Source organism: Streptomyces sp. NPDC000941 (assembly GCF_053599555.1).
Window position 1 is genome coordinate 24,842 of sequence record NZ_JBSFMM010000096.1, and the last position, 17,452, is coordinate 42,293.

At 68.7% G+C, this 17,452-nt stretch carries 12 protein-coding genes; 3 read left to right on the forward strand and 9 right to left on the reverse strand.

The window, feature by feature from the left end; all coding sequences use genetic code 11:
- Nucleotides 1–303 precede the first annotated feature (303 nt).
- Nucleotides 304–2,544, forward strand: a complete 2,241-nt coding sequence (locus ACWDSL_RS28150; protein WP_450490010.1) for an MMPL family transporter — start codon at nucleotides 304–306, stop codon at nucleotides 2,542–2,544.
- Between the two features lie 38 nt (nucleotides 2,545–2,582).
- Here the strand turns inward: ACWDSL_RS28150 and ACWDSL_RS28155 are convergent, their stop codons facing one another.
- Nucleotides 2,583–3,302, reverse strand: coding sequence for a hypothetical protein (locus ACWDSL_RS28155; RefSeq protein WP_450490012.1), 720 nt, complete (start codon nucleotides 3,300–3,302; stop codon nucleotides 2,583–2,585).
- 177 nt (nucleotides 3,303–3,479) lie between these two features.
- On the reverse strand, nucleotides 3,480–4,745 hold the full coding sequence (locus ACWDSL_RS28160) for a cytochrome P450 (RefSeq protein WP_450490014.1): 1,266 nt from the start codon (nucleotides 4,743–4,745) through the stop codon (nucleotides 3,480–3,482).
- Nucleotides 4,746–4,897: 152 nt separating this feature from the next.
- On the opposite strand from ACWDSL_RS28160, the gene ACWDSL_RS28165 reads away from it, so the two are divergent.
- Nucleotides 4,898–5,395: an aminoacyl-tRNA deacylase gene (locus tag ACWDSL_RS28165; protein ID WP_179285531.1), complete on the forward strand. Its 498-nt coding sequence runs from the start codon at nucleotides 4,898–4,900 to the stop codon at nucleotides 5,393–5,395.
- 124 nt (nucleotides 5,396–5,519) lie between these two features.
- On the opposite strand, the gene ACWDSL_RS28170 is transcribed toward ACWDSL_RS28165, so the two are convergent.
- From ACWDSL_RS28170 to ACWDSL_RS28195, 6 genes are read right to left on the reverse strand one after another with little or no spacing between them, the layout of a single operon-like run.
- The gene (locus ACWDSL_RS28170) at nucleotides 5,520–8,189 is read right to left on the reverse strand and encodes an endo-beta-N-acetylglucosaminidase (protein ID WP_450490016.1); all 2,670 of its coding nucleotides are present in this window, start codon (nucleotides 8,187–8,189) and stop codon (nucleotides 5,520–5,522) included.
- A gap of 19 nt (nucleotides 8,190–8,208) precedes the next feature.
- Nucleotides 8,209–9,513: a glycoside hydrolase 5 family protein gene (locus ACWDSL_RS28175; RefSeq protein ID WP_450490018.1), complete on the reverse strand. Its 1,305-nt coding sequence runs from the start codon at nucleotides 9,511–9,513 to the stop codon at nucleotides 8,209–8,211.
- A gap of 1 nt (nucleotide 9,514) precedes the next feature.
- A complete protein-coding gene (locus ACWDSL_RS28180) occupies nucleotides 9,515–10,384 on the reverse strand; it encodes a carbohydrate ABC transporter permease (protein WP_450490020.1) in 870 nt (289 codons plus the stop codon).
- The gene (locus ACWDSL_RS28185) at nucleotides 10,384–11,340 is read right to left on the reverse strand and encodes a carbohydrate ABC transporter permease (RefSeq protein WP_450490022.1); all 957 of its coding nucleotides are present in this window, start codon (nucleotides 11,338–11,340) and stop codon (nucleotides 10,384–10,386) included. The genes ACWDSL_RS28180 and ACWDSL_RS28185 overlap by 1 nt, the downstream gene beginning before the upstream one ends.
- Nucleotides 11,337–12,647 carry an extracellular solute-binding protein gene (locus ACWDSL_RS28190; RefSeq protein ID WP_450490024.1) on the reverse strand — a complete coding sequence of 437 codons (1,311 nt, stop codon included), beginning with the start codon at nucleotides 12,645–12,647 and terminating at the stop codon, nucleotides 11,337–11,339. The genes ACWDSL_RS28185 and ACWDSL_RS28190 overlap by 4 nt, the downstream gene beginning before the upstream one ends.
- 41 nt (nucleotides 12,648–12,688) lie before the next feature.
- Complete coding sequence (locus ACWDSL_RS28195) at nucleotides 12,689–15,832, reverse strand: alpha-mannosidase (RefSeq protein ID WP_450490026.1); 3,144 nt, start codon at nucleotides 15,830–15,832, stop codon at nucleotides 12,689–12,691.
- A gap of 153 nt (nucleotides 15,833–15,985) precedes the next feature.
- Here ACWDSL_RS28195 and ACWDSL_RS28200 point away from each other — a divergent pair, with 153 nt between their 5' ends.
- Nucleotides 15,986–17,101, forward strand: a complete 1,116-nt coding sequence (locus tag ACWDSL_RS28200; RefSeq protein ID WP_450490028.1) for a LacI family DNA-binding transcriptional regulator — start codon at nucleotides 15,986–15,988, stop codon at nucleotides 17,099–17,101.
- Between the two features lie 21 nt (nucleotides 17,102–17,122).
- On the opposite strand, the gene ACWDSL_RS28205 is transcribed toward ACWDSL_RS28200, so the two are convergent.
- Nucleotides 17,123–17,380 (reverse strand): hypothetical protein, encoded by a 258-nt coding sequence (locus ACWDSL_RS28205; protein ID WP_450490030.1) that lies wholly within the window; start codon nucleotides 17,378–17,380, stop codon nucleotides 17,123–17,125.
- Between the last annotated feature and the right edge of the window lie 72 nt (nucleotides 17,381–17,452).

The window sequence follows — 17,452 nt, forward strand, 5'->3', positions numbered from 1 at the left end:
ACTGTGACGTGCGCCACTTTATTCCTCCGGTGAGCGGTGGTCCATAGTCCGTTTTCAGTCCCCGTCACTTCAAACTGACATAGTTCTGCCATACATGGATTTCCGGGTCAACGTAAACCGGCGTCAGTTACGGCTGAAAATGCGCGAGGGCACGGCACTCTACCCCGGCGGCCCCCGCCGGGCAGGCCCTTGAGGCACGGCCGAAGGCCCCCAGGGCCCCACCGCGATGTCACATCCGAGGCACCCCGGTCCGTCGAGAAGTCGGTGATGCATCAGATGCCGCACTTCGAAAGGGACAGGAAAATGCTTGACAGGCTGGCCAGACTGGTCATACGGCGCCGAGTGGCGGTTCTTGTGGTGAGTCTCGTACTCGCCGTGGCCGGAGGAATCGCGAGTACGACCCTCTTCAGCAAATTGGCCGCGGGCGGGTTCGACGACCCGCACTCGGAGTCCGGACACGCCGTCAAGATGCTCTCCGACACGTTCGGCCAAGGCCAGCCCAACCTCACCGTGCTCGTCACCGTCGACGGCAGCGTGGACGATCCCGCCGCCCGGACCGCGGCCGGCGAGCTCACCCAGGAGCTGAGCGAGGAGCCCGGGGTCGAGAACGTCACCTCTTATTGGACGGCGGGCAAACCGCCCCGGATGAAGAGCAGAAACGGCGATGCGGCCCTGATCACCGGCACGGTGACCGGCGACGACTCCACGGCGCAGAAGCGCGTGGCCGAGCTGGCCGATGCCTACGAGGGCGAACGAGCCGGTCTCGACGTGACGTTCGGCGGCAATACGAAGTTCCAGGCCGAGTTTCTGGAGCAGGGCCAGAAGGACGCCCAGACCGGCGAGATCATCGCCATCCCCCTCACCCTGGTCGTGCTGGTCTTCGTCTTCGGAAGTCTGATGGCCGCCGCCCTTCCGCTGATCGTCGCCATCGTCGCGATGATGCTCTCCATGGGGCTGATGTGGCTCCTGGCGGAGGTGACGGCCGTCGGATCCCTCTCCGCGAGCGTCGTGACCCTGCTGGGTCTGGGGCTCGCGATCGACTACAGCCTGCTCTTCGTCAACCGCTACCGGGAGGAACTGGCCTCCGGGAAGCAGACCGAGGAGGCGCTGCGGGCGACGATGACCTCGGCCGGACGGACGGTGCTCTTCTCGACGCTCACGGTCGCGGTGGCCTCCAGCTCCATGGTGTGGTTCCCGCTGCTGGCCGTACGGTCCATGGGCTACGCGGGCGCGCTGACCGCGGTGCTGTCCGGTGCGGCCGCGCTGCTCGTGCTCCCCTCGGTGCTCGCCATGCTGGGTGACCGGATCGAGCGCGGCCGGGTCATCGGCCGCAAGGAGCGCGCCGTCGGGGCCGCGGAGGGCAACAGTGCCGCCGCGAACGGGTTCTGGCACCGCCTGGCGACGCTGGTGATGCGGCGTCCCCTGCCGATCGCCACGGCGGTCACGCTCTTTCTGCTGCTGCTCGGCGCACCGTTCCTCGGCATCAACATCGGTATGCCGGACGAGCGCGTGATGTCGGAGTCGTCGTCCGCGCGCCGGGTCGCCACCGCCGTCAAGGAGGACTTCGTCGGCAGCGGGCAGAACGCGCTGGTGGTGATCGCACCCGAGGGCGGATCGGACGAGAAGGCCGTCGAGGGGTACGCGAAGCGGTTGTCATCGCTGCCCGGTGTCGCCGCGGTGCGCACCTCCACCGGAAGCTACGCGGAAGGCGACCTCGTCACCCCCGCTGACCAGCAGTCACAGGGCTTCGCCGGCAAGGGCGCCGTCTACTTCTCGGTGCTGCCGGCGTCGGACAGCCCGGACGAGGCCGGGCATATCGTCGGCGAGATCAGGGACAGCGAGGCGCCGTTCGAGGTCCTGGTGGGCGGCATGGCGGCCACCAACGAGGACGCGGCGTCCGCTCTGGTGGAGTGGCTGCCGTACGCGCTGGGCACGCTGCTGCTCGCGATGCTGGTGCTGCTGTTCCTGGTCACCGGGAGCGTTCTGCTGCCCTTCCTGGCCGTGGTGCTCAGCCTGCTCAGTCTGACGGCGACGTTCGGCGCGCTGGTGTGGGTGTTCCAGGACGGCCATCTGGCGGGGCTGTTCGGCGGTTTCACCGCGACCGGCAATATCGCGGCGACGATCCCGGTGATCCTCTTCGGCCTCGCCTTCGGTCTGGCCATGGACTACCAGGTGTTTCTGCTGTCCCGTATGCGGGAGGAGTACGAGCTGACGGGCTCCCCGACGAAGGCCGTGACCCACGCTCTGGAGCACACGGGGCGGATCGTGACCGCCGCCGCGGTGGCCATCTCGATCGTCTTCCTCGGGTTCACGGCGTCGGACATCTCCCTGGTGAAGGCGTACGGTGTCGGGCTGCCGCTCGCGGTCCTGATGGACGCGACGCTCATCCGCGGTGTGCTGCTCCCCGCCGCGATGCGGCTGGGCGGCGGGGCCACCTGGTGGGCACCGCCGCGGCTCCGGCGGCTGCACTCCCGCCTCGGCCTGCGGGAGGAGGCGAACCCGCGGCAGCCGCGGAAGGAGCGGGAGCAGACGCCGGCCGGCTGACCGCCGACCGGCGTGAGCGGCTCCCGGTCAGCGGTGGCTCAGGACAGGAAACTGCCGTACGGGCCGTTCAGGATCCCGTTCTTCTGGGACTGGCTGAAGTGACAGTTCGGGTAGTCGTAGAACGACGCGGACATCGGTGTTCCGTCGGTGGACGTGGAGTCGGGCAGCCCGAAGCCGTGGCCCAGCTCGTGCACCATGCCGCCGTACCACCGGTTCATATTGCCGTTGGTACCGGCGGCACCGTCGGCGTCGTGACCGCTGAGGATCACCCAGCCGCCGCCACCGCCGCCACCGGAGACGCCCTGCTGCTCGGCGCTGATCTCGCCGACGCACAGCCAGCGCGAGTCCGGGGCGTTGAGAGCCAGCTTGCGCATCAGTTCCTGCTGCATGTTGAAGACGACCCACCAGTACGGGTCGTCGCCGTTCCGCGTGTTCTCGTACCAGGCCCGGTTGTGGTCGCCGTTGACCACCTCGACCGCCGGGTTGTTCAGCGTGAAGGTCTTGCCGAGTTCCTGGCGGTAGTAGCGCTGTGCCTCCTTCATCACATTGGTGATGCCATCGGGGTACCGCTGGTCGAGTGCCACATCCGTGGGCTTGAGCCAGAACACTCGCACGGTCTTGGACGGCGGGGCGGCGGCCGAGCGCGCCGTCGCCCCCGTCGCCGCCTCGGCGACCCCCGTCAACACCCCGGAGCCCAACGCTGCCATCCCCGCCGTCGCGGTCAGCACCGCACGGCGCGTCATCTTGCGACTATCCACCGAACACCTCCTCGATGAACCAGTACATGACAACACGAAGCTAGCACCAACTTACGGTATTGCGAATAGCGTTCGAAATCTCGAAAGCGCCTGGGGGCGGGGCCTTCACGGACACCTTCGAAGAAGGTGTGCCCGAAGCCCCGCCGCCCCGGAGCCCGGGTCAGCCCAGAACCCGGGTCAGCCCAGAGCGGGGGTGAACTCCACCGGGAGGGCCGCGATGCCCCGCAACCAGATGGAGGACCGCCACACCAGCTCCTCGGGCGCCACGGCCAGCACCACATCCGGCAGCCGGTCGAGCAGCACCTCGATCGCCGTCATGGCGATCACCTCGGCCAGCTCCCGGGCCGGCACCGGGCAGCTGTGCTCACCGTGGCTGAACGACATATGGGCCTGGTTGCCCGCCGCGCCGGCCCGGAAATCCGGCCGTACGCTCGGATCCGCGTTGGCCGCCGCGAGGCCCAGGACCAGGCAGTCGCCCTTCTTGATGGGCTGTCCGCCGAGAGTGGTGTCCCCGGCCGCCCAGCGCCCGATGAAGGCGGGAACCGGGGTGTTCTCCCACAGCACCTCGTTCAGCGCCTGGCCGATGCTGCGCCGCCCACCGGCCATGGTGACCGCGAACCGCTCGTCCGTCAGCATCAGCCCCAGCGCGTTGCCGATCCAGTCGGTCGTGCTCTGATGGCTGGCGTACACCGTGCCGATCAGATCGTTGACGATCTCCTCGTCGGTGAGCGCCGCCCGGTGCGCCGCCATCTGCGCCGGGATGCCAGGCATACCGGGGTCGCTCCGCACCTCGGCCATCAGCGTCACCATACGGTTGTGCACCCGCTGGTACGCGGCCACGCTGCCCTCGTTGGCGCTGACCATCTCGACCGTGTCGCGCTGGATGGCCACCGCCGTGTCCGGGGCCAGGCCGAACAGCCGGGTCACCACCCGAATCGGCACCTGGCTCGCGTAGTCGGCCACCAGCTCGGCGCGGCCACTGCCCGCGAAGGCGTCGATCAGCTCGTCGGCCACGCGCTCGGACTCGGCGCGCAACTCGAACTGGTCCACCGACGCCAGCGCGTCGAACATCACCTCGGCCCGCCGCTCGTGCTCGGCGCCCTCGGCGAACAGCATGGTCGGCCGGTAGCCGACGAACGGCATCAGCGGCCAGTCGGCCGGGATGTACTCCCATGCGTGCCAGCGGCGCGAGTCACGGGCGAAGAGCGTGGGATCGGAGGTGACACGGTGCAACTCCCGGTAGCCGAGCACAAGCCAGGCGGGGATGTCGCCGTCGAGCAGGATCGGCGCCACCGCGCCATGGTCCCGGCGCAACCGCCGGTAGAGCTCCGCCGGGTCGGCCTGAAGCTCCTCGGTGTGCATCCGTACGGCGCCGGGGTGCGCCGGGCAGCCGGTGAGAGACGATGGGCCGTCGACCGGCGAGGGGTGGTGCACGTTCGTCACGCTGTCAGCTCCGGGGCGAAGGAGGCGGGAAGTCCAGGGAGTATACGTACAGGTGAGCCGGTCGTCAGCGGCTGAACCTCCCGCGATGACATCCCGCAATGACGTCCCGCAATGAGAACCCGCGACTTTCCACGCACGGTAATCTCGGCGAGATGAACGACCCCTCCCCCATCGGCCCCTTGGACATCCTTACGGCGCTCGGCGCGCCCTTCCGGCTGCATGAACACCCCGACGCGCTCGGCTCCCTGGAGGCGTGCGCCGCGCTGGGCGTTCCGCTGGAGCAGACCGTCAAGACCCTCGCCTTCGTCACCCCCGAGGACCAACTCCTGCTGGCGGCGCTGCCCGGCCACGCGCGGCTGCGGTACGGCGCGCTGGCCCGCGCGGCCGGGATCCGCCGCGCCGATCTGTCCCCGGCCGGGGCCGACCGGCTGGCGCGGGCGGGGATGCGGCCCGGCGGGGTCTGCCCCGTGTCCGCGGACCGCGCCGCGGCGGTGGTGTTCGACGAGACCATAAGCGGGCTGGGGCGGGTGCACTGCGGCAGCGGCCGGCCCGACAGCAGCATCGAGATCGATACGGCGGATCTCATGGCCGCCGTCCCTACAGCCGTGAGCGCGCCGATCGCCGACCTCCCGACCAATCAGCCGGCGTAACCGACCCCGCCACGCCGGATCAGCTCCAGGCGTTGCCGGTGGGCGCGGCGTCCTCGGCCTGCCCGCGCGAGTCCCGATCGTCCAAGCGCGGGCAGGCCGCCTTTCGCGTTTCCCGCTACGCGCTCTAGTTGCCGCGCAGCACCGTCGTCACCTTGTTCCCGGCGTAGTCCTCCAGCACGGCGACGACCTTGCTGGTGGAGCCGGTCATGGTCACCGTCATCGCCGGGCGGGTGGTGCGGCCGCGGACGATATACGGCTTGTTGCCCGACCCGTACGTCGTGGCGAACGACTTGGCCTGCCCGTCCTCCAGCACGGTCAAGGTGTGCCAGTCGGCAAGTGTCGGGCGGGAGAAGGTGAAGGTGTTGCCCGAGATCTTGACGGCGGTGGCGGGGTAGGGGCTGATCTCGGTGTCGGCGAAGGTGCCGCGTACACCTGTGGCCGTGCCGTTCTCGGTCTTCGCGGTGAGGAGATATTCGTCCCCGTTGACGGGTACGCCGGTCAGGGTCGCGCTCGTCTGCTGACCGGTCACCGTGACCTTCTTGGTGAAGGGGTTGGCGGTGTCGAGGCTGCGGACCTCCAGCGTGAGTGGCTGACCGGTCTGCCTCGGGGACCATGTCGCCTTCAGCGTCCCGTCGGAGCCTGCCTTGGCGGTCAGGTCGGCCGGGGCCGAGGACAGATCGAAGGGCACGGTCGCGGGTTTGCTCCGGGATCCGTCCGGGCCGACCGCGACGAGCTTGATCGTCCCTGAGGTGGCGGTGAACCGCTTGACGTAGTAGACGTCGTCGTAGATGCCACCGAGGTAGGTGTCGTCGAGATAGACGTCGTAGCGGCGGACCGTGTCGTAGTCGCTTCGCTGCCAGGACAGGAACAGCTCGTCGCTGCCCGGCAGCAACTGGTCGATGCGCAGCTTCTCGGGCTTGGCCGGGGTGCGGTCGACGCCGTCGTGCAGGGCCAGGGCCCCCAGGTTGACCTGGTAGTTCTCGATCGGCTGTGCCCCGGCGGCGACGACGAGGCCCAGCGAGGCGATGTGCTCACCGGCGTACTTCGACAGGTCGGCGGACACGGTGGTCCAGCCCTCGGTGCGCTTACCGGAGCCGGACAGCGGCACCTGCACCACCTTGCTCGGATCGGAGGCCAGCACCAGCGCGAGCCGGAGCTGCGAGTCGTCGTCCGCCGAGGGCTTGTTGTACGTCAGGGAGAGGGACGACCCCGCCTTGACGCTCAGGTCGGACTTGTAGAGACGTACGGTGTTGTCACTGTCGAGCCTGCCGCTGAGCACCAGCGAGCTGCCCCCGTTGTACGCCCCGATCTTCTGGTACGAGAAGCGGCCGGCGGGCGTGTACTTCGGGCCGTAGTCGAAGTCGGCCTTGAGCGGCGAGCTCGCGGCGTCGATCCACCACTGCCAGGTCACCGGGATGTCCTGGAGGTTGATGTTGCCCCACTCGGCGTCGTTGGAGAGCTTGCCGTCGCTCCAGGTCGACAGGCCGTGTCCGGTGTTGAACGAGGTCGCGAAGGTGCTGCCCTTGATGACCGAGCGCTCGGCGACGTACTTCGAGATGCCCTTCCAACTGCCCTCAGGCGTGGTGGACCCCTGGGACGAGCCGGTCCACCAGCGGCGTTCCCGGTCGAAGACCGCCGACTGGGCCTTGTCGTCGGTCTTGTTCGCGTAGTCGGAGGAGACGAAGTCGGCACCGAGCGTGGCGATGGCGTTCATGGGCGCGCCGTCGGTGCCGAGGTTGTTGTCGAGGTTGTACGGCTGGTCGAACTGGTACATGCCCGCCTCTACGCCGGCGAAGACGCTCTTACGGGAGTTGAGGCCCAGGCTCTCCGCGTAGCTCTTCGACCGGGTGAGCTTGGACTTGTCCCACCAGTAGTTGAGGAAGACCGAGTCGGACACATCGCCCTCGGCCTTGTCCCGGACGAACGGGGCGTTGACCGCGTTGAACTCGTTCTGGTACGAGACCCTGCCGCTGGTGTTGTCGATGGAGTCGTACCACTGCACATACAGGCCGCCGGCGCGCAGCTGCTTGAGGAAGCGCTTGAAGGTGGGGATGTCGGCCGCGGCGACCGCGTCCTCCTGGTTGAAGAAGTAGCCGTCGAAGCCGTAGTACTTGGCGACCTCGACGAGCTTCGCGGCGGCGGGGAAGTTGCCGGCGGCGTCCCGGACGAGCAGTTCGGAGTACGTCTGGTCGCCGCGGTCGTTCGGGGAGAAGAAGATGCAGCCCAGCGACCGCACGCCGTTCGCGTGGGCGGCGTTGGTGTAGCCGGGGTTGGGCAGGTTGACCGCCCCGAACTCGAACCACTTCTCCTTCCAGTCGAGGTTGGGGTCGTAGTAGTTCACGGGCACGCCCTCGGTGGGCATGCCGTGCCAGGACGCGTACACATCGGAGTACTGCCAGTAGTTGAAGAGGTACTGGCTGAACTCGTTGGTGTACGGGTGGCTCTCGAAGAAGGCGTTGCCGTAGTCGCCCGCGAGGGTGAGCTGTTGGGTGTCGGCGGGCAGCGCCGGGTTGCGCTGGGTGGTGGCATCGGGGGCTATCCGGGTCTGCAGCGGCACCTTGGCGCGCAGCAGCTCGGCGTCGGTGTCGTCGGCGGGGTTCCAGCGCAGCAGGTCGGTGGAGGAGTAGCCGTGCTGGTAGGGCTGGTTGGCGCCGACGGCGCTCTCCCCCGGCCAGGGGAGGGTGTCACTGGCCACGGCGGTGCCCGCGCCCAGGGTCAGGGCCAGTGCCGCTGCCAGGGCACCGGTGCGTGCACGGACCGAGGCCCGTCGTCTGGTGTTGCCTTGTCGTGCCATATAGCTTTCCTCGCTTTCCCTAGTGTGATCCGGCCTGAGTGTGTGCTCGGTTGAGGACTTCCGCATCGCTGACCGAGCTGTAGAAGGTGCGCCCGGTCGGTTCGGCGTGGATGAGGGATTCGATGCCGCGGGCGCTCAGCGCGTCCGGGTCGGCGGCGGATGTGGCTGTGGCCAGGGCGGGGCGCGTTCCGGCGCGGGCACGGTCCATCCAGGTCTCGAACACGCCGCCGCCCGGGGCGAGTTCGGCGCGGGATACGGGGACGTCCTGGTCGTCGACCGGAATCACGACGGCCTCACGCCGAGGCGAGGGGCGGGGTCGGTCGCGGAGCTCGTCGGCGAGCGCGGCGAAGCGCCGTCCGATCGGCTTCACCGCGCCATCGGCGTCGATCAGACCGAGGCTGTGCTCGAGATCGGGGAAGTCCCCGAGTCGGCGTGACACATCGTGCGAGCACCACCAGGTGATCCCCCACAGCGCCTCGCTGTCGGCCGCGGTCCGTACCGTCCGTTCGCAGAAATCGGGCGCCTGGTCCTCGGTGAGGTGGTTCAGCGGGGCTCCGACCTCCTGGAGCCACACCGGGCGGGCGGGGTCGGTGGCGAAGGCGCGGGAGAGCTCGATGAGGTAGGCGGCGTGATGGACGCTCTCATGGGACATGGCTCCGTAGCCCTGCGCCGTACCGTTGAAGATCCACGAATGCACGACGCTCATCTGGCCGTACCGGCTGGAGTGGGCCGGGACGAAGGGGTGGCCGTCGGCGTACCAGACGGCGTCGTATTCGGCGTTGAGCCGAAAGTGGCGGGGGTCGCGCGGCCCGGTGCCGTGCAGGGCGTCGAGCCAGGACGTCACCTGGGGGGTGGTGGCGGGCATCCGGTTGGGGTGCACCGCCGAGGTGAACTGGTTGACCTCGTTGCCCAGGGTCAGCCCGAGGAAGTTGGGCAGATCGTGCAGCTGCTCGTCGAAGGCCTCGACCAGCAGGGCCTGGGCGGCGATGGCGTCGGGGTCGCTGAACATGCTGCGCTGATGCCAGTTCGCCAGCCAGCTCGGCACGAAGTCGAAGCCGGACAGATGTCCTTGGAGGACATCGACACTGGCATCGAGTCCGGCGTCGCCGGCGATCTCCACGACCTCGCGGATGTCCTGGAGGGCGCGGCGGCGGATCAGGGTCCGGTTCGGCTGCACCACGGGCCACAGCGGCAGGATGCGTACGTGGTCGATGCCCAGGCCGGCCAGGGCCTTCATATCGCGGCGGGTGGCCTCCCGGTCCGGGGCCAGCCAGGAGTAGAACCAGTCCTGGGAAGGCGTGTAGTTGACTCCAAACCTCAGCATGTCAACCTTTCAGGCCGCCGGCTTCCAGCCCGCGGAAGAAGTAGCGCTGCAAGGCGGCGAAGAACGCCACGATGGGAAGCAGGGCGATGATGGTGCCGGCCGCGATCAGGCGCGGATCGTCGTAGAAGGTGCCGCGCAGCCGGTTCAGGCCGACGGTGAGGGTGTAGTTCTGTTCGTCCGACAGGACGATCAGGGGCCAGAGGAAGTCGTTCCACGAGCCGACGAAGGCGAAGATCGCCACCACCGTGATCACGCCCTTGACCTGCGGCACGGATACCCGGATGAACCGCTGCCAGGCGTTGGCGCCATCGACGATGGCGGCCTCTTCGAACTCCGCGGGAAGGTTGCGGAACGCGTTGCGCATGAGCAGTACGTTCAGCGCCGCCACCAGGGTCGGCAGGGCGACCCCGAACAGCGTGTTCACCAGCCCGGCGGTCCTGATCGTGAGGAACTGGGCGATCAGCACGGTCTCGGACGGGACCAGCAGGGCGGCCACGACGACCGCGGTGGCCAGGCCCCTGCCGCGGAACCGCAGCTTGCCCAGGGCGTAGCCGGCGCAGGTGGCGCCGACAACGTTGCCAACCACGGCCATGGCCGCCACCGCCAGCGAGTTCAGCAGATAGCGCGGCACGGGTACGCGGTCGAGCACCGTGGCGAAGTGATCGAGCGTGGGGTGTTCGGGGATCACCGCGGGCGGCCGGGTGTACAGCGGTTCACCGGAGCCTTTGAGGGACAGCGAGAGCTGCCACACCAGCGGTCCGGCGAGGAGCACGGCCATGAGTACGAGGATGAGATAGCGCGCCACGGAGCCCGGCCGGGCCCTGCGCCGCCGGGTGGCCGTGGTGCGCGAGCGGGAAGAGAGCTGAGCCATCAGGAACTCCTCTGCCTGCGCTGCACGGCGAGTTGTACGAGCAGCAGCGCGCCGAGGACGACGAACATGAAGAGACTGATCGCGCCCGCGTACCCGGTGCGCGCCTGCAGCCCGGTGCCTTCCCGCTGGATCAGCATGGTCATGGTCAGATCGCCGCCGCCCACTCCCCCGGTGCCGCCGGTGAGGACGTAGATCTCGCCGAACACCCGGAAGGCCGCCACGGAGGACAGCACGGCGATGAGCGTCATCGTCGAACGCACCCCGGGGACCGTGACGTTGAGGAAGGTGCGCACCACACCGGCGCCGTCCATCGCCGCCGCGTCGTACAGGCTCTGGTCGATATTGGCCAGGGCCGCGAGGTAGATGACCATGTAGTAGCCCAGGCCGGTCCATACAGTGACGAACATCGCGCTGAAGAGCAGCAGCCACCGGTCGCTGAGGAACGGTACGGGCTCGGCGACCAGGTGGAGCGTGTCGAACAGCGCGTTGACCAGACCCCGCTTGTCGAGCATGTTCGTCCAGATCAGCCCGACGACCACGGGCGACATGACGACGGGCAGATACATCGTGGTGCGGAAGAAACCCGAAAGCCGTCCCGCGCCGCTCACCAGCGTGGCGAGGATGAGCGGGAGGACCACCATGCAGGGCACCACGCACACGGTGTAGAGCGTGGAGTTCAGCAGGGCGGTGGTGAAGCGCTCGTCGGCGAACATCCGGTGGAAGTTCTCCCAGCCGACGTAACTCCCCTGCCGCAGCAGGGTCGAGTCCGTGAAGGCCAGCCCCAGAGTGTTCGCGAACGGCACCATGACCATGAGCACGATGACGGTCAGCCCGGGCAGCAGAAACAGCCACGGGGTCAGGAACCAGCGGTGCGTGGCCAGGACGTTCCCCCCTCGGCGAGACGGGCGACCGCCGCCTCGCTTGAGGGAGGTCCCAGGCCGGGCTTCGGTGGTCACTTGTTGGCGTCCAGGCGCTCGTTGGAGTACTTGACGGAGTCGTCCAGCGCCTTCTTCACCGACTTCTTGCCCAGCAGCGCCTGCGCTATCTGCTCGCGCAGCGTCTGGCTGTCGGCCGACCCGGAGAACGCCGGCGGCCACCACACGACGGCTTTCTTCACCTGGGCGGTGCTCTCCAGCCGCACCTTGGTGGCCGGGTCCCCGTCGTCCTTGGTGAAGTACGCGTCGTCCAGCGTCCCGGCCGACGAGGGGAAGACCGACGCCTTCTTGGCGAAGGCAAGCTGGTTGGTCGAGTCCGTCACGTACTTGGCGAAGGCGAGCGCCAGGGACTGGTTCTTGCTGCTGGCGTTGACGACCAGGGACTCGATGTACATGTTGGGCGCGCTGTTGTTGATCCGGGGCCCGATGCCCAGGTTCTTGTAGACCTCGGGCGCGGTGGCCTTCAGATCGTCCAGCGTGTACGAGCTGCCGGGCAGATAGGCCAGGCGGCCCGCCTTGAACTCCTCGACCTCCTTGGTCTGCAGGTTGTTCAGCGCCTCCTCGTCCATCCCCTTCTTGGCGTACAGCTTGCGGAACCGCTCGACGTACTCCACGCCCTTGGCGTCGTTGTAGGTGAACTTCTCACCGCGCTCGTCCATGAGCGGCACGCCGTACTCGCCGAAGGTCTCGATGGCCGGCATCCTGGCGATCATCATCGTGTCCGAGCACTTCTTCGCCATGGTCTCCGCCTGGTCGAACAGCTCGGCGTAGGTGGCGGGCAGCTTGTCGGGGTTCAGCCCGCACTTCTTGAACAGGGCCTTGTTGAAGAAGGACGGACCGGTGTTCAGGTACCACGGGTAGCCGTACGTACCACCGCCCAGGCCGTCGAAGGTCATGGCCTCCCACGCCTTGTCCAGATACTTGCCCTTGGCCTTGGGGTCGGCCTTGCCCAGGTCGAGCAGGACGCCCGCCTGCGCCAGGGTGTAGGCGGCCTCCGGCCCCATGTCGACCACATCGGGGAGGGAGTTGGCCGCGGCGTCGGCGGACAGCTTGTCCTGGTAGCCCTCGGCGGGCTGGTCCACCCACTTGATGTCGGTGCCCGGGTGGGCCTTCTCGAACGCGGCGATGAGGCCGTTGAAGTACGAGGTGAACTTGTCGTTCTTCAGATTCCAGGTCTGGAAGGTGATCTTGCCGGACACCTTTCCGTCCGGTGCCTTCGCCGAGGTGTCGTCGCCGCCACCGCCGCCGCCCGTGACACAGGCGGACAGCAGCAACGAACCGAGGGCCAGTCCCGCGGTGAGCGCGGCCCGTCTTCCCGCTGACTTCATTCGTCTTCTCCTCACATGGGGTGTGTGATGGCGCCTTCGGATCAGGGGGCGATGCGCAGGGTCGCCACCTGGAAGGGGCCGAGTTCCAGGGCCGCGCCGTCGGCGGGACGGCGCGCGCCGGCCGAGGTCCGGGGCAGGGCCGTGGACAGGTGGTCCTTGGCGGCGTCCGCGACGGCTTCTCCGGCGGCTTCTTCGGTCGGGAGTCCGCGTTCCAGCAGGTCGGTCTCCCATACGACGGCGTCCGCGGCGAGCCCGGCACAGGGTCGGAGCAGGGCGCGCGCCCGGGCGCCCTGCGTCTCGTAGACCCGTACGACGAGGTCGCCGGAGCCGTCGTCGGCGAGTTTGACCCAGTCGACGATGGCGTGGCCCGTCAGCGGCTCGATGGCCACCAGGGGTTCCCGTGGTGGGAGCGCCGCGATGTCGGGCGCGTTGAACAAGGACGCGGCCTCCACCGCGGCGGGCACATCCGCACCGGGAAGCAGCGCCCAGCGGAAGTGGTGGCGGCCCACATCGGCGTCCGGATCGGGGAAGCGGCTGCCGCGCAGCAGCGACAGCCGGACGACGGTGGAGTCGTGGTCGGCGCGGGCGTCGGCGCCGTACATGGTGTCGTTGAGGATCGCCAGCCCAAAGGCGCCGTCGGCCACCTGGATGTACCGGTGCATGGCGGCCTCGAACATCGCGTCCTCAGCCCCGGTGTTCACCAGGAGCGGCCGCTCGACGTAGCCGTACTGCGTCTCGTACCGGGCCGTACGTGCCATGACGTGGACCGGCAGAGCGACCTTGAGCAAACGCTCACGCTCCTGCCAGTCGACCTCGCACTCCGTCTCGTACCGTCCGGTGCCCGCCCTCAGCCACATCGTCAGCGTGACCGTCGACGCGCCGAACCGCCGGACGACCTCGACGCCGGCGTCGGGCCCGTCCTGGACCACCGTACGGCTGGTGACGTCGTCGACCACCTGGAAGTGCCGCAGGGCGTGCCGGTCCACATCCCATGCGTCCCACCGCACCGGCTCGTCGCGGAACAGCTGCAGTACGCCCGCGCGCTCGCCGGGCGGCACCACCTCACGGCCGCCGCGCAGGTCGACGAGCGAGGTGAGGTGGCCGTCGGCGTCGATGACGACCCGCAGCAGGCCGTCGTCCAGGACGGTCGCACCGGCTTCCCCGTCGGCGATCCGGACGGGGTCCGGCTCGCTCTCGGCGTCGGCGGTGCGTGACGATACGAACGGAGGAAGCAACTCTGCCGTCTGCCCGTGCGTCCTTCCGTCTGTCGCGGTGCCCAGGGCCTTGGCCGCCTCGTCGATGAGCTCGTGCAGGCGGGCTTCGGTCGCCCGGTAGGTGTCGCGGGCCTCGCGGTGCACCCAGCTGATCGAGGTGCCCGGCAGGATGTCGTGGAACTGGTGCAGGAGTACACCGCGCCAGATCTCGTCGAGGCGATCCTTCGGATAGGGCGCCCCGCGCAGCACCGTGGCCGCCGCGCTCAGATACTCGGCCGCCCGGAGCAGCGATTCACAGGCCCGGTTGTGCCGTTTCATCGCCACCTGGGAGGTCAGGGTGCCCCGGTGCAGCTCCAGGTACAGCTCGCCGCGGTGGACGGGTGCCAGCGGCGGCGCGGCCGACTCGACCTCGCGCAGCTCCGTCTCGGCGTCCTCGAAGAACTCCGCTGGAGTCCGGGACACCACGCGTGGCGCACCTTCCAGGTCGGCGAAGCGGCGCAGCCGTTCTGCCATCTCCCGGGTGGGGCCGCCCCCGCCGTCGCCATAGCCGTAGGGCAGCAGCGAGTGGGAGGCGATCGCCTTGTCCTTGAAGGTGGTGACCGCGTGGCGCAGTTCGCGGGCGGTGACCTCGGCGGCATAGGTCTCGGCGGGTGGGAAGTGGGTGAAGATCCGGGTGCCGTCGATGCCCTCCCACCAGAAGGAGTGGTGCGGGAAGGTCGTGGTGTCGTTCCAGGAGATCTTCTGGGTCAGGAACCAGCGGGCCCCGGCCCGGCGCGCCAACTGCGGCAGTGCGCCCGAGTAGCCGAAGGAGTCCGGCAGCCACACCTCCCGCGCCTCGATGCCGAAGCGGTCGAGAAAGTAGCGCTTTCCGTAGGTCAGTTGGCGCACCAGCGACTCGCCGGTGGGTATGACGCCGTCCGGCTCCACCCACATCCCGCCGACCGGCACCAGCCGTCCGCGCTCGACATGGTCCCGTACCCGTGCGAAGAGTTCGGGGTAGTGCTCTTCGAGCCAGGCGAAGTGCTGCGCCGCCGACATGGTGTAGACGAGATCGGGATGGGCGTCCAGCAGGGCGAGGGCGTTGGAGACGGTCCTGGCGAGTTTCCGCACGGTCTCACGCAGCGGCCACAGCCATGCCGAGTCCATATGCGCATGTCCCACCGCGGTGATGCGGTGGGCGGAGGAGTGTGCGGGCGCGGCCAGGAGCGGGGCGAGGACGGCGCGTGCCCGGCGGGCGCTGCCTTCTGCGTCCGCCTCGTCGTAAACGTCCAGAGCGTGCTCGATTCCGCGGAGCAGCCGCCAGTGGCGCGGCTCGTCCTCGGTGAGTTCGGCGGCCAGGCCGCCGAGCACGTCCAGGTCGGACAGGAGCGCGTACACCTCCGGCGAGAACACGGCGGTCTCCGCACGCCGCAACCGGAACTGCTCGAACGGCTCCTGTGCGCCCTTCTCACCGTGCTCGGTGACGACGAAGGGCGGCAGCCCCAACAGGAGCGGGTTCGCCGCGGCCTCCACGTACAGCTCGAAGCGGCCGTCGGAGTCGAGCAGCCCGGGACCTTCGTTGAGCCGGATCGCCGTCTGCCGCGGGTGCAGCCCCTTGACGATGGTGCCGTCCGGCGTGAAGACCAGGCCCTCGCAGTGACCGCCGACGGAGTGGTCGAACCAGCCTAGATCGAGCACGAGGTCGATCGCTCCGGACGTCTGGGGCTGGACCTCGCCGCGGATACGGAACCAGGTCGTGGACCACGCCGGCCCCCAGGGGTCGCCCAGGGCGAAGGGGCGGTAGTCGGGACGGTCGCGCTGGGGTTCCGGTGCCAGCCCGAGCGCATGACGGGGGCTCACCGGCTCGGCGTCGTCCCCGACCGCCCATGCCTCGACCTCAACGCCCCCCAGACGGCGGTGGACCTGGGGAAGGATGCGCTCCCGGCGCACGCGGTCGAGCCGCTCGAGTGTCCTGCTGAAGTGATTGTGCATGCGTGGTTCTCTCCGCGGAGGAGGAGCGACAGGCCATCTAATACGTTTTAGTAGTAGCGCGAGTGGCCGCAGATTAATACGTTTCAGTTCGGCGGTCACCGCAGCGCGTTGTCACGTTTGTGTAAAGTCCATGTGCGCCACGATGGAGGATCGATGTCACCGAAGAAGAACGCCTCGTCAGGAGCGGAGGCGGACTCGGGCTCCCCCGGACGCACGCCCGCCGGGGAGCCGCCGCCCCGACTGCGCAGCACCGACATCGCACGGCTCGCGGGCGTCTCCGTCGCCGCCGTGTCCATCGCGGTCAACGGGCGCCCCGGGCTGAGCGATGCGACCCGCAAGCGCATCCTCGATGTCGCGGATGAACTCAACTGGCGCCCGCACCTGGCCGCTCGGGCACTCAAGGGCGCGACCAACGACGTGGTCGGCATCGTCATCGCCCGTCCCGCACGCACGTTGGGCGTCGAGCCGTTCTTCGCCCAGTTCCTCTCCGGGCTGCAGTCCTGTCTGTCCAACCGAGGGATCGCCACCCAGTTGCTCATCGTCGAGGACACCGAGACCCAGATCGCGGTCTATCGGCGCTGGGCGGCCGAGAACCGCGTCGACGGGCTCGTCCTGCTCGACCTCGCGGTCGACGACGTACGGCCACAACTCGTCGCCGATCTCGGCATCCCCGCGGTGGTGCTGGGAAGCCACGGCAACCCCATGCCGCTGACCAGCGTCTGGGTGGACGACCACGCCGCGACGGTCAGCATCCTGGACCATCTGGTCGGCCTCGGACACCGGCGCATCGGTCACGTCAGCGGCACCGTGTCCTACCAGCACACCCAGCGCCGGCTGCGGGCGATCGACGAAGTACGCGACTCGGCCGGCGTCGACGTGACGTCCATCGCCACCGACTACTCCGACGCCCAGGGCGCGTCGGCGACCCGCCGGCTGCTCGAAGCGCGGCCGCGCTACACGGCGGTCGTCTACGACAACGACGTGATGGCGGTCGCCGGACTCGGCGTGGCCACCGAGATGGGCATCCCCGTGCCCGACGAGGTGTCCGTCGTGTCCTTCGACGACTCCGTCCTCACCACCATGGCGCGCCCCACCCTCACCGCGCTCACCCGCGACACCTTCGCACTCGGCACGCTCACGGCCACCGAACTGCTCCGCGTCATGGCCGAACGACCCCAACCCCGCCCCGTCCAGGCCCCCACTCCCCAGCTCGTCGTACGGCAGAGCACCGCCCCTCCCGCCGAAGGAGCGAACGTCGGCCGAGGCTGAACCTGTCGCCGTGCGGGGAGTTCACACCAAATCGACAGCCATGGGATCGTCGAATTTCCGGCGCATATAAGAGAGGTCCTTGAGAAGGTCTGCCGAAGTGAACCGCCCGCCACCACCCCGCCGCGGGGAGCCGCCGAGCGGCAGGGCGCCGGTGGACTCCCAGCGCAACCGGCCGTCGCCGTCGATGAAGCTGCGCGTGTCTCCTCTGTTGTCCGGATGTAAGCAGTAGGGGATGTCCAAATACCCTCGTTTGAAGGCCAGCAGCAGCGCGCGGCCCATATCGGGGGCGAGTTAAGTATAACGTATTACCACACGAATTAAAACCTGAAACCAAGGAACAAAAGAGGTGTT